Source organism: Cronbergia sp. UHCC 0137 (assembly GCF_034932285.1).
Lineage (GTDB): Bacteria > Cyanobacteriota > Cyanobacteriia > Cyanobacteriales > Nostocaceae > Cronbergia.
The window spans coordinates 149,972-162,873 of record NZ_JAYGHC010000005.1 but is presented as its reverse complement, the minus strand read 5'-3'; the positions used below and the strand labels follow the sequence as shown (position 1 = coordinate 162,873).

General features: G+C 34.6%; 10 protein-coding genes. 4 read left to right on the top strand and 6 right to left on the bottom strand.

The annotated features are described in order from the left end of the window. Positions 1-188: 188 nt before the first annotated feature. On the top strand, positions 189-329 hold the full coding sequence (psaI, locus tag VB711_RS03970; protein ID WP_323284413.1) for a photosystem I reaction center subunit VIII: 141 nt from the start codon (positions 189-191) through the stop codon (positions 327-329). A 69-nt stretch (positions 330-398) separates the two neighbouring features. Here the strand turns inward: psaI and VB711_RS03965 are convergent, their stop codons facing one another. Further along, the gene (locus tag VB711_RS03965; RefSeq protein ID WP_323284411.1) at positions 399-1,859 is read right to left on the bottom strand and encodes an ATP-binding protein; all 1,461 of its coding nucleotides are present in this window, start codon (positions 1,857-1,859) and stop codon (positions 399-401) included. 248 nt (positions 1,860-2,107) lie between these two features. Beyond that, positions 2,108-4,738: an EAL domain-containing protein gene (locus VB711_RS03960; RefSeq protein WP_323284410.1), complete on the bottom strand. Its 2,631-nt coding sequence runs from the start codon at positions 4,736-4,738 to the stop codon at positions 2,108-2,110. A gap of 598 nt (positions 4,739-5,336) precedes the next feature. Here VB711_RS03960 and VB711_RS03955 point away from each other — a divergent pair. Then, positions 5,337-5,726: a 6-carboxytetrahydropterin synthase gene (locus tag VB711_RS03955; protein WP_323284409.1), complete on the top strand. Its 390-nt coding sequence runs from the start codon at positions 5,337-5,339 to the stop codon at positions 5,724-5,726. A gap of 46 nt (positions 5,727-5,772) precedes the next feature. Here the strand turns inward: VB711_RS03955 and VB711_RS03950 are convergent, their stop codons facing one another. The 3 genes from VB711_RS03950 to VB711_RS03940 form a co-directional block, all read right to left on the bottom strand. Further along, entirely contained in the window at positions 5,773-6,525 is a 753-nt protein-coding gene (locus VB711_RS03950; protein WP_323284408.1) for a hypothetical protein, read from the bottom strand. A 1-nt stretch (position 6,526) separates the two neighbouring features. Next, entirely contained in the window at positions 6,527-7,693 is a 1,167-nt protein-coding gene (locus tag VB711_RS03945; RefSeq protein WP_323284407.1) for an AAA family ATPase, read from the bottom strand. A 161-nt stretch (positions 7,694-7,854) separates the two neighbouring features. After that, the gene (locus VB711_RS03940) at positions 7,855-9,249 is read right to left on the bottom strand and encodes a hypothetical protein (RefSeq protein ID WP_323284406.1); all 1,395 of its coding nucleotides are present in this window, start codon (positions 9,247-9,249) and stop codon (positions 7,855-7,857) included. 151 nt (positions 9,250-9,400) lie between these two features. On the opposite strand from VB711_RS03940, the gene VB711_RS03935 reads away from it, so the two are divergent. Then, positions 9,401-10,654, top strand: a complete 1,254-nt coding sequence (locus tag VB711_RS03935) for a proton extrusion protein PcxA (RefSeq protein WP_323284405.1) — start codon at positions 9,401-9,403, stop codon at positions 10,652-10,654. A gap of 279 nt (positions 10,655-10,933) precedes the next feature. After that, positions 10,934-12,193 (top strand): hypothetical protein, encoded by a 1,260-nt coding sequence (locus tag VB711_RS03930; RefSeq protein WP_323284404.1) that lies wholly within the window; start codon positions 10,934-10,936, stop codon positions 12,191-12,193. A gap of 142 nt (positions 12,194-12,335) precedes the next feature. Here VB711_RS03930 and VB711_RS03925 read toward each other — a convergent pair whose 3' ends face one another. Continuing rightward, the gene (locus VB711_RS03925; RefSeq protein ID WP_323284403.1) at positions 12,336-12,878 is read right to left on the bottom strand and encodes a hypothetical protein; all 543 of its coding nucleotides are present in this window, start codon (positions 12,876-12,878) and stop codon (positions 12,336-12,338) included. Positions 12,879-12,902 lie beyond the last annotated feature (24 nt).

Below are 12,902 nucleotides of genomic sequence, written 5' to 3'. Positions count from 1 at the left end.
CCTGCCTCCTGCCTCCTGCCTCCTGCCTCCTGCCTCCTGCCCCCTGCCCCCTGCCCCCTGCCCCCTGCCCCCTGCCCCCTGCCCTCCTATTCCTGATTGTGTTAAAAATCTTGAGATTTTCGGAAATGAGGCTGAGTTTTGCAGTAAGCTCGTTTTGAATTGTCGTGTAACCTAACAGGAAATTTGTTATGTCAAGTTCATTCTTGCCTTCTATTTTGGCTTATTCTTCATTCTTGCCCTCAATCTTCGTTCCTCTAACTGGTCTAGTTGTACCAGCAGCAACCTTCGCGTTTTTATTTTTATATATTGAACGCGATGATATTGCCTAATTTATAGGTAATCGGTAATAGGGAATGGGTAATGGGTAATACAGAATTAAGTGATCAAACTTCCTTTTGTCACCTGTCACCCATTCCCTGCCCACTTCCCTCTACCACCTTCTTAGCACAGGGAATTTGAATCCAAAACTCCGTCCCTTCTCCCTCATTAGTTGCAAATTTTAATACACCCCCATGCTTTTCAACCACGATTTGATAGCTAATAGAAAGACCTAAACCAGTCCCTTTCCCGACCGACTTAGTTGTAAAAAAGGGATTAAATATATGGCTACTAATATTTTCTGGGATTCCTAAACCATTATCAGTAATCCGCACCACAACATATCCTGAATTTAAATATTCAGTTATAATTTTAATAGTTGGCTTAATATTTTCTTTAGCTTGTTGGAATAATTTATCTTCTAAAGCATCAATAGCATTACTCAAAATATTCATAAAAACCTGATTTAATTGCCCAGGATAGCAATCTACCAAAGGAAGATTACCATATTTTTTAATAACTTCTATACCCCGACGATTTGGCAGTTCCTCTAGTCGATGCTGTAAAATTAATAGCGTGCTATCAATACCAGTATGAATATTCACAGCTTTTTTCTCACCTTCATCTAATTGAGAAAAATTACGCAGGGAGATCACAATTTGCTGGATACGGGAAGTCCCGATATCCATAGAAGCCAATATGTTAGGTAGATCTTCAATCAGAAAGGATAAATCAATAGCTTCAGCTTTCTTTTGAATCTCAGGATCTAGATTAGGATAAACCTGTTGATAAAGACTAATTAACTCTAACAATTCTTTCACACTACGATTGAGGTGTTTAAGATTTCCGTGAATGAAATTGATCGGATTATTAATTTCATGGGCTATTCCTGCAACTAAATGTCCCAAACTAGACATTTTCTCTGCTTGAATTAGTTGTGTTTGAGTCTGTCTTAATTTCTGCAAAATGCGAAGTAAATTTTTATTACCAAGACGCAACTCTTCTTCTATTTGTTGACGTTGACTAATATTTTGTTGTAATTTGACTAAATTAATTCTTAATTCCATTTGTGTGAGGACTTGACGACCCAATCTTTCTAATGCCTCAATCTGTTTTTGACTAAGAACTCGAGGAATTGTATCAATTGCACACAAAGTCCCAAGGGCATAACCATCGGCCGTCACTAGAGGAGTTCCTGCATAGAACCGAATATTTGGATCAGACATAACCAATGGGTTACTCGAAAAACGGTTATCTTCTAAGGCATTGGGAACAATTAGTGGCTGATCTGGTTCAAGTATAGCATGAGCGCAAAAAGCCAACTCCCTGGGCGTTTCTTTGGCATTTAACCCTACCCTTGATTTAAACCATTGACGATTACTATCTATTAAACTAATTAAAGCAATGGGAGTGCCGCAAATATAGGCTGCTAGAGCCGTGAGATCGTCAAATCTATCTTCATCAGGAGTATCAAGAATTTGATAACTTTTAAGTTTTTTTAGTCTATCTACTTCATTAAGTGGTGTGCCTGGAATTTGCATAAATTCAGTATTAACACAATATTAGATGTGACTGATCCCCCTTCAATTATTTTGGGGATGGTCTTCCTGGGTAGAAAAAGGGAAAAGTTGATCGATCTATTCTCCCTGATCAAGGGGATCAGGGGATATCTAAGACTGTTTGATACACCATGAGAGACTTTTCAAACATCCTTTCACTTAACCTTTATAATTTTCTATATCCTAACACTAAGTAATTGTAAATCATTTAACTCTCATTATAACGAGTCTTATGTTTTCCTTAAATAATGATTAAGTCGTAAAGCTTCTGTAGCTTGTTGGGCAGAGAGGGCTTTGTAAAAAAAGAATCCTTGGACATCATCACAGTTAATAGAACGTAAAAATTCTATTTCTTCTACTTTTTCCGCGCCTTCAGCCGTGATCTTTAAACCCAAACTTTGTCCTAAGTTAACGATCGCTTTGACAATAAAAGCCACTTTTTCATCTTTGGTTAATTCTTGAATAAACGATTTATCTATTTTCAATTTATGAAATGGTAACACCTGTAACCGAGAAAGGGAAGAATGACCAGTTCCAAAATCATCAATGGATATATGTACCCCCATCTTCTCCAAATTCTTTAATAGATTTTGGGTAAAGCTTATATCTTCAATTGCAGTTGTTTCAGTAATTTCTAACTCTAAAAATTGTGGTTCTAGTGAGGTTTCCGAGAGGATTCCAGCTACTGTTTTTAGTAGATTTGGTTGTCGAAACTGTTTAGGAGAAAGATTAACAGACATAGTTATAAAAGGTAATCCTTCTGCTTGCCAGGCTTTATTTTGAATACAGGCTTTTCTCATTACCCATTCCCCTATGGAAATAATTAATCCATTTTCTTCAGCTAGGGGAATAAAGACGTTGGGAGCGATGATTCCCATATCAGTATGATGCCAACGCAGCAAAGCCTCCATGCCAGTAATTTTGCCTGAAACCATGTTGACTTGAGGTTGGTAGTAAACTTTTAGTTCGTCTTTGTCTAAAGCATGGCGCAGACTTTTTTCTAAACTTAATAGCTCAGGGGTTTTAGTATTTAAAGATTTTTTATAAAATTGGTAGTTATTTCGTCCTTCATCTTTAGCGTAATATAAGGCAGCATCGGCGTGTTTAATTAGGGTTTCTGCATCAGGACTGCTTTCGTCGAGTAAGGAAATGCCGAGACTTGCACTAACATAAAGCTCATGTTCGTTGAGATAAAAGGGATGTTCTAAAGCTTGTAAAATTTTTTGAGCTATTTGAGTTACTTGTTCACTATTAATAATCTGGGATAGCAGAATGGTAAATTCATCACCTCCCCAACGGGCAAGGATGTTTCCAGGACTGATGCACTTCGTGAGACGATGGGCTACGGTTTGCAATAATTCGTCTCCTATGGTGTGTCCCAGGGTATCATTGATGATTTTAAATCGATCCAAATCTAGGAAGATGACCGCTAGACTTTGCTGATTGAGAATTGCTTTGTATATGGCTTTGGCAAGTAAATCATTAAATTGTCGGCGATTGGGTAATCCGGTGAGTAAGTCGTGAAGTGCCTGATAGCGCATCTTTTCCTCGACTTGCTGGCGCTGACGAACACCACTGATACTAGCGGCCATGGTCAAGAGACTAGATTCTTCATGCTTTGACCAATAACGTTCTGAGGTACAGTCGGCAAAACCAATGTAGCCCCAAAATTTTTCTTCTAGTCGTAACGATACTAGGAGTAGAGATTGAATATTATGTTGGTTTAAAAGCTGTTTTTCACTAGGGGGAAAGGTTTGGGTGAGTCCGTTAATCGACTGACCTGTGGATAGGTGATCATACCAGCGATTTAAGCCAGAGGTTTGATAAGACTGATTTTGCCAATGGTGACGGGAGGTTTCTATACCAGCTTTTGTCCATTCAAATCGCAGGCTGACTGCCATTTCTGCTGTGACTGGATGGGGATGGTTTTGAAAAAGGTAGACACGATCTACATTGGCAGCTTCTCCTAACACGGCCAGGACTTTTTCTATGGCTTTGTCGTAGTCCATTTCAGCCAGTAGATAATTAGTGGCTTCAGCGACTGCTTGAAGTAAGCGATCGCGCTGCTTTAATTCTGCTTGGGCTTTTTTTTGTTCAGTAATTTCTCTAATAATAAATGTTCTAATTAACTCGCTCTCCGGTAAATAGTGAACGGATTGTTCAAAAATTTCGCCATTAATTTCTACCTCTCGCACAAAGGAATTTATTTCCAGAGTTTCAACTATGTTCAGCAATTGTGCTAAAATAGGGTGTTCTTTGCCAAATTCCCTTAAATGGGGAAATTTTAGTGCTGCGGCCGGATTCAGATATGTGATCGTTCCCTCTAAATCCATTTCGATGATGGCATTGGGGATCAGTTCTGGAAAGGATGCTAGGCGGGTTAAAGCTGCTTCTTCAGGATTTTCAACGATATTATTTGGCAAAACCGAGTTAAATGGATTTTCTATTCCTGGCAAACAATCTGATAACTTGATCATGCTCAATTCAGACATAGCTTGCTCTGAGCAGCTAGAAATTGCATGATATTTAGCATAAATATGTGGATTGCCAAAGGCTATTATATCTCCGTGCTGAAGATGATGAGCGAAGCATTTAGTACCATTTACAAATAAACCATTGGTACTTCTTTTCCCTTTGAAATTACCATCAATGATCCGAAAACTATATTGATCGGTTTTAGGAACAGTCACTCGCAATAAAATCGCGTGTTGTCTTGATACAGATGGAGAATTAAGTACAATTGCGTTTCTAGGATCTCGCCCAAGAGAGTAAGTTGCCTCTAGTAGGGGGATGATTCGCTGTCCTTGCAGGTCTTGGACAACCAACCAGTGACGTATTTTTTCCCGCTCTTTTTCTGGCATACTTAAGTAATTAATATCAGAGTAAATACTATTTAACAAAGTACCTATGTGATTGCCACTACAAATAATTACCACTATAACGACAAAGCTATATTTATGTTACTCAAGTCAAGTGACTAGGATATATGAATAATACTGCTATGCTCAATATAAACACTTCAGTATAGCGAACTAACAAGTAATTGGTTGCCCCTTGCGATATTGATTTACAGGCAGCAATTAACCACTCCTAACTGTGTAATTTGTTTTACTTATTTGATGTAAAGATAATATTGTTTAACATAACATGATTTTGATTACTAAAAATTTTTGAGTCATCATAGAAATATCTCACAGACCGGAACCAAATATCCTCTACCCCAAAATCTAGAGTCAGGAGTAAAACCCTGTTGTGAAAGCAGCTTCATAAATAGCTTACGCCAAACTGCGCTAAGAATTGATGTCCTAACCACTTTGAAGGTTGCTACAATAGTGGCTTTACCTAAAGCGTGTAAGCTGATCCTAGCTTACCTTCCCCAGGGTGAAATAACCACTCCTATTAAAGTAATAAGTAAATGTCTAGCTTTGTCTAGTCTTTATATAGCAGGTGATATTCAAGATGCCAAAATGGAAATTAATCACAGAATTTAGCTTTGATAGCGCCCACTACATTAAAGATTATAATGGACCCTGCGGGAGAATGCACGGTCATACCTATAAGGTGCGAGTGCAAGCGAAATCATCTAAATTACATTCTTCTGAGTATTGTCCCCATGAAGTCATGGTTGCTGATTTTAAAACTTTACGTTGGGCTAAAAAAGATGTAACACAGGGAGGACTGGATCACTGTGTACTTAACGAAGTTTTACCTCCTGAATACGAAACCACGGCGGAGATGATTGCCAAATATATTTATGATGTAACGAAGAAGCAATTACCACTGGATGTAAAACTCAAGGTCGCAGTGTCAGAAACTCCTAATTCTTGGGTGGAGTATGAGGACGATTAAGAAAATGGTATTTTATGATAATATGCACAGAAACCATATCCATAAATCAGAAAATACCTGTTCCTTTATCATCTTCCAAATTAATAGTAGGGTGGGCAATGCCCACCTCTTTCAATGTCTTGGCAAATTCTGCTAAAGATTGATTTCTGGTAATAGTTTGATGACTAATTTCAATAAATTTGGCAATTTCATGAGATTCATTTTCATCATATTTAAGTTTCTTTAAATTCTCATGTTTATCTTTTAAATTAGGATTTTTTTTGATTAAAATTTCTTTAGAAATCTTGACTAAGTATTCCTTTGCACCTTTACCTCCAGATTCAGCTTCAGCTATTAAATCTGTTTGACCAAGTTGAATACCTCTAGTAAAACTTATCCATTTATTCTCCTGTCTAGTTTTATCATTTTTTGTAAAATAGCAACAGATACCCAGACAATCTACTAATAACCACGCTTCAAGCTCTTGAACCATAAAAATTAGTTTAACTCGGCCTCCAGATGAATTAACAACTTCTTGGATTCGGTTAATCAGAGAATTTGGTTCTTTCTGTCTTTGAGCTTGGGACTGTATACCATCTGAATCTAAAAGAAAGATAACTAATTGATCTTTTTTAAGATAAGTATTAACTGCTTTCTGTAGTCCATCAGGTTTTCGTGCAACATCATTATAAGTTGCTTTACCTACACACTTAATGTTCAAATTCTCGCATTTATAATATTCAACTATTTTTTGAGCAATACATGAGACTGCATCTCTATCATAGTCAGATTCCGGTACCCAAAGACTAACACTAGGCATATTAACTAGCTAAAATTCCTTCTATTAAACTACTATGATAAATTGCGCTACCTATGCCAAAATCAGTCATCCAATCGGAAATATCATCATGATTTTCAGTTAGTTTATCTAGTAAACAAGCTGTTGTTCCTAAACCACTTTTTTGACTCAAAAGTATTACTGATATTTCTGATGATATTTCTTCTGGAGAAAATGAATCTAGTAGTTGAGAACTATGGGTTGTAAAGACAACTTGAGTTTTTTTAGATAATCTTTTCATTATAGAAGCAATATCTTTCAAAATTCCTGGATGAAAGTTACGTTCAGGTTCTTCAATTGCAATCAATGTAGGCATATTTGCATCTTCTTGATAAAGCAATGTTAAATAAGCAATTAATCTCAAAGTTCCATCAGACATACTTACTAAGGGCATTTTCTTACCATCACCTTCTAAAAACTTGATATTTTGATCTTTCTCTCCGTCAATATCTAACTTAATATTGAGACAGATTTCTAGTTCTTTACTAATTTTTTCAATGGTATCTATTTGATTTTTAGCCCAGTAATCTAAAACTTCTTGAATGTCACTAGCGTCATCATCAAGACTTGGTACTTTACTTTTAAAGTTAAATAATTCATTAAATTTTTCATATAGTCTTATACTACTGGGATCTATATCATAAAACTCCCATTCTCTAATATAGGTGGCTAGTTTTTCAGTGAAAGGTTTATTCCCAAAATTGCCAGCAAAGCGCAATGCTAAACTCTCTATATTTTCAGGATCAGATTTATATTTTTGAGTATTTTTTCCATCTTCATCACTTACTTCTCCTTTACCATTAATTATTTTAATAACTTCTGTTCCATTAACTATCAATGTTTCGCTTGCAATCCAATTTTTTTTCTTATTTGATGCTACACATACACTATATTGCGCCTGATCTCCATCATTTTCTACAACTATAGTTAAGCAGATATTCTGAGTTCCCAATCGGATCGCTTTTTGAATATATTCCATTGACAGTGAATCTGATACAAGAAGATTTTTAGTAAATTTTAAGGCTTCTAAAGAATTGGATTTGCCGCTAGAGTTAGAACCTACTATAACAGTTAAGTCTCTAAAGCTCAATTCAACATCTCCTAAGCTTTTAAAATTTTCAATTTTCGCTGTTATAAGTTTTAGAGTCATAAGTATATGCCAGTTTATATTTCATTTTAACTTTATTCTTAACTCTGAGTAACTATTATTTTTAGAGTTGGAACAGAGTAGAATATATTATAATACCAAATAATTAAATTTTAAATAATTAATGGAGTGAAATTTTATATTTTCTCACTCCATGTACTAGATTAATCTTCAATTGCTAAATTATACCAATTATACCAATGAAGTATAGCTAACCAAACGGCTGACAATAAACCTGCAAGACTAAGAGTCAAACCGCTAAATGGGATTAATAAACCAAAAACGGGTAAAATAGCCCCACTAATAGTACAGATGATTGCAGCAAAAGAAGCGCGACGATTTGACCCTAGACCCCATGTTAAACTGATGAAAATTAGGGAAATGAACATCCAGGCTAATTCAGCATTTATTAACCGTGCCATATAGGTTAAACTGAGTATGCAAGCGAAGAAAACTGCCCCAGATATAGCTATGTTTTTTAAACTCATTGGTAGGGATAAATATAGCAGTAATATCCACCACAAAAACAAGGACGGGGCTAACAGTAACAACCGGGGAATAATACCAGTTTTACCAATTGGTCTGCTAGTTGTAAATACGCCAAATGGATTTTTGACAGAAACATTTTCATCAAATACCCAAGTAAATTGAGTGGTATTGCCTTCTACTTTAATATATTTTGGTACTACTCCACTAGCGGGATCTACTGGACTAAAATTAGCGATCGCACTCAAACGAAATTGAGAAAGTAACTGATTGGGAGCGTTATAAACCCAACGTGGACCCCCCTGAGCTTGATAAGTAACTTTAAAGCTAGTTTCTGCCCCTGGTGCTAACCGAAAAGGAAAGCCATAATCACCAGGATTAGTTTGTTTGATTCTTGTACCATCCTGTTCTAATTTATAACCAGAAAGCTGCGTGTAGCCATAGGGAGGCGGTGCTTCAAAGAAAAATCGATCAATATTTTTTAGTAGATTAACAACTTTGTATTCAGCAGTGTAGTCTACAAGATAGATCAAACTCTGATTTTGAATATCTACGCTTTTGTCAATTTTGACTTGAATTTGTGAACTGGCTAATGTTAAATAACGACTGATCTTTTGGGTATCATTGACTTTAATTATCTTGCCATCAACTTGAGTATTGTAACTGTATGGTTCTTCAGCTATATAACGTACTTGCGGGGCAATTTGTTCAAGTTTATCACCGGCAACACTGCCTACAACTTGTGCAACCTTAGCCTGTTCCCAGTAGTGATAACGATTCCCTAAAGTTGTACACAAAAAGAATCCAGTTACTAACAAAATTAAAATTAGAGCTAAATGTTGTAGTCCCTGTAATAATTGAGAATAACGAATTGCCCATTCTCCAAAAAAAACCAGTTGTTCTGATTTATGGTGACGCAAAGAAAAACTAACGAGAGCGATCGCTATCCCCAAAGCCATAACCAAAACAACAAACAACAGTGAAATTTGTAGGGCTTGAGTCCCAAATTGTACTAACTCCTGGGGATGGGTTAAATCAGGCAATCCGGGGATGCCTTGAGCAGAAAGAGACATAGGCTAGTATTGATAGAGTTGGAATACATTAACCGATGTGATCATACAAGGTTTTGTGCAAATATAAAAAAAGGTTTTAATATTCAATTAATAGGATATTTTTAAAGTATCATTATTAACACCAATAAGTCTAAAACATAAAATACAGATAATGAAAGTAGAATCAATTGGTCAAAGATTTACAGAATACTGGCACTCATTTTATCAATGGGTTAGAGACACCCCAGAAAGATCGCTTTTAGCAGCTTACCAAGCAGCCGAAGCCATAAGAAATATTGAAATAGAACAGTTTTCGGGAAAAAAAATATCCTCCGAATCAGCAAATTACAGTGAAAATGTAATGGACTATTGGCAAGGTAATTTAAATAGAAACTTAGCCACAATCAAAATAAAGTTAGCACAATTCAATTTAAGTATTACATTCATCAATCCATCAAAGTCTATTTTATTGGAGCAATTAAATTTTATTGATGAAGTAATCAAAAAATATATTCCAGCCAATGAATTAATTAACAATGGCTTTATGGAGAAAAATAAAAATGCTAATTTAATTAACAAAAATCTAAATTCTTCTGATCAAGATATTGTTAAATTAACAGGCATAAAACAAAAAAATGGCGTTATACCCATATCTCTAGAAAAAACAATTGATAGTCTTACCAGAAACCTATCTCCACAAGCGGAAGAAGATTTTATCAAGAATTACAGAATCAACAGAAATAGAACAAGAAGAGCAATCAAGTTTCTATTGTTACTGGTAATCATACCAATATTAACTCAAAATTTTGCTCAGAAATTTGTAGTATCTCCTATTTTAATAAATATCAATAGTCAGAGGACAACACCAATTTTTTTAAATTTAGATATGGAAAATGAAGCTTTAAATAAATTCAGAATCTATGGACAACAATTGAGGTTTGAACAACTTTTACGTCAAGCACCAGAAATGACTTCTCCAGAAATAATACCAACAAAATTGAAAAATAAAGCTATTGAGATCGCCGCAGAATTTCGGAATAAAAGTAATAAGGCTATTAGTAATTTATTTGCTGATTTTATTTCTTTAATTGCCTTTAGTTTAGTTATTGTTTTTAGCAAAAAAGATATTGTCTTTGTTAAATATTTTATAGATTCAATTATTTATGGTTTAAGCGATAGTGCCAAGGCTTTTTTAATTATTTTATTTACAGATATATTTGTTGGTTTTCACTCACCCCATGGATGGGAAATTATTCTAGAAGGATTAGCGGAACATTTAGGTTTACCAGCTAATAGAAATGCAATATTTACATTTATCGCTACATTTCCTGTAATTTTAGATACGATATTCAAATATTGGATCTTCCGATATCTTAGCAGATTGTCTCCTTCAGCGTTAGCTACATTAAAAGAGATGGATGAATGAATACGCAAAATCAATCTCAGAGGTCAATTTTGGGTTTTATACTTACATCTTTCCCATACTTTATGGATAAATACCTACTTAAACTCAAAAAGTTGTCCCACAGGAAACTCATTTCAAGGACTTTACTAGAAGCTTGACAGGTATGTTCCAGTGCTTTTCTCAGAAATTTTTCATGAACCCATAGAAAAATTTCAAGATTTAGTGCCAAAATTAAATTTATCTGTTACTAATTGATAATTGCCTTTACTGCTATAAGCTACCCTAACTTACATCCAGCTTATGAATATCTTGTTAAAACACAAATTCCCAATCACAGCAGCGATCGCTACTTTATTATTTGTTAACTTAGTTAATCACTCTCTGGCTCAAAAAACAGCAAATAACCATACAAGAGATATATCTTTTGTCCAGAAGGAAGATCAATCACAAAACTCATCGGGTACTTTAATTACTAAGCAAATCACAAATAGAAATATTGGCCAAATCAAAAAAAATACATCTGTATTTTATTCCGTAATTGATGAATGGCAAAAATATAAATATAGTGTAAACAGCAGTAGAATTTTAAAACCAGGAAGATTGCCGAATACGAAAATTAACTTTAATCAAGCAGATTTATTAAGCGTACTAACTAATACGAAACAATATTTTCAAAACTACTCCCAACAAGACCCAGCTATTTCACGTAATGGGCTATTAGTAACTCAAGGTGTTACTTTAGAAGATGTTCTCAAAACATTGGATTTTATGATTACTATTTTAAAGGAGGATATCGCCAATAATCGCCCTAGCCGGTTACAAAATTCCAATTTTATTAATACCAATTTCCGAGTAATTAAATGGTCCGCTTACAATCCAGAAAATGAAAAACAGAAACAATTAAGAATTACTAAGTATGCTGTCTTTACTCATACTGGTTCTCGGACAAAAACCCCTAAATATAATATACCGATTTATGCCTTAAAAGAAAATTCCAGCGATGATAAATTCTACACTAAATACACCAAACAAGATGTTTTATCAGGTATTTATGAACCAGGTGGTAAAGAATTTGGCAAAGTTGAACCTCTAGCTTATTTAACTCGTACAGGTTTAGAAGAAGCACTGATGCAGGGAACAGTATTAGTTAATTTTACAGATGGTACGAAAGCATTTTTTAATGTAGATATTAACAATGGAATATCTTATGTTCGGGGATTAAAAGCCACAGCACAAAAGCGTTATTGGTATTTTAGAAAAGTAGATTCTATCAAAGGATATGGATATAATATCAATGCTAAAATCTCTATTAAACCGGGGGTAACTTTTGCAGGTGATGTGTTGAATATTGGTTTAGGTAGAATTATTGTAATTGAACATAATCAAGGAGGACGCAAGCGTTTACAAATGGGAGTTATGGCAGATACAGGTGGTGCATTTTTACCTAATCTTTATCAACTTGATTTTTTGGCGGGTATTTTTAACAATCAAAATGATTTTAATCAGAATATTAGACAATTACCAGAATATGCTAATGCGTATATTTTGGTTAAGAAGTGATAATCGTCAATTTACAGATTTTTCCGTAGCTTAATATAAGGTTTTGATTGAATGTTTAAAATATTATTAATATCTAGATGGGATAGGGGTTTAACAATACTAAACCCCTGTTTAAAACTTTGATGCAGCTTACACAAATACTCTACTCAAGTGAAGCTTTTCTTTTAGTATATTCTTCTTCATTAATTAAACCCCGCTCAAAAGCAATTTTCAAGCTATACAACTTCTCAAAATTATTGACTTTTTTATTTAATTTAACTTGAGCAATTTCAAACTCCTCTTCATCAATAACTTCTAAAGATTTAAGTTCCTCCAGCTTCTTCAATTCCGCTTCAACTTCTTTCTTTATCCTCAACAAATCTTCTGCTTTATCTTGTTCAGCTTGTTTAGCTTTTAATTCCTTTATTTTTTCTAAAGTTTCCAATTTTTCTCCATCTAATTTTTCAATCGGATTGAATAATTTTGCTACAGCTTCTTTACTAATTGATTCAGCTTTACGCAGATTATCTGCTACTAATTGACCTAGTAGAGTATATTGTTTTTCCAACTTAATTTCAATTTCTTTGATTTGAGTTTCTAATTTATTAATTTCGCTTTGTCTCTGAGAATCAATAGAGATTTTAGTTGAAGCTTCAGCGAGTCCTTCACCAAAAGATTGAGTAAGATTTTTGAAAAAGTTAGCCATTATTAGAGTCTCCTGATAATTAAA

Bases quoted from the DNA above. Each gene is read 5' to 3' on its own strand.
- VB711_RS03965 (WP_323284411.1), bottom strand. From the start codon at position 1,859: ATGCAAATTCCAGGCACACCACTTAATGAAGTAGATAGACTAAAAAAA.
- psaI (WP_323284413.1), top strand. From the start codon at position 189: ATGTCAAGTTCATTCTTGCCTTCTATTTTGGCTTATTCTTCATTCTTG.
- VB711_RS03950 (WP_323284408.1), bottom strand. From the start codon at position 6,525: ATGCCTAGTGTTAGTCTTTGGGTACCGGAATCTGACTATGATAGAGAT.
- VB711_RS03935 (WP_323284405.1), top strand. From the start codon at position 9,401: ATGAAAGTAGAATCAATTGGTCAAAGATTTACAGAATACTGGCACTCA.
- VB711_RS03940 (WP_323284406.1), bottom strand. From the start codon at position 9,249: ATGTCTCTTTCTGCTCAAGGCATCCCCGGATTGCCTGATTTAACCCAT.
- VB711_RS03930 (WP_323284404.1), top strand. From the start codon at position 10,934: ATGAATATCTTGTTAAAACACAAATTCCCAATCACAGCAGCGATCGCT.
- VB711_RS03960 (WP_323284410.1), bottom strand. From the start codon at position 4,738: ATGCCAGAAAAAGAGCGGGAAAAAATACGTCACTGGTTGGTTGTCCAA.
- VB711_RS03945 (WP_323284407.1), bottom strand. From the start codon at position 7,693: ATGACTCTAAAACTTATAACAGCGAAAATTGAAAATTTTAAAAGCTTA.
- VB711_RS03925 (WP_323284403.1), bottom strand. From the start codon at position 12,878: ATGGCTAACTTTTTCAAAAATCTTACTCAATCTTTTGGTGAAGGACTC.
- VB711_RS03955 (WP_323284409.1), top strand. From the start codon at position 5,337: ATGCCAAAATGGAAATTAATCACAGAATTTAGCTTTGATAGCGCCCAC.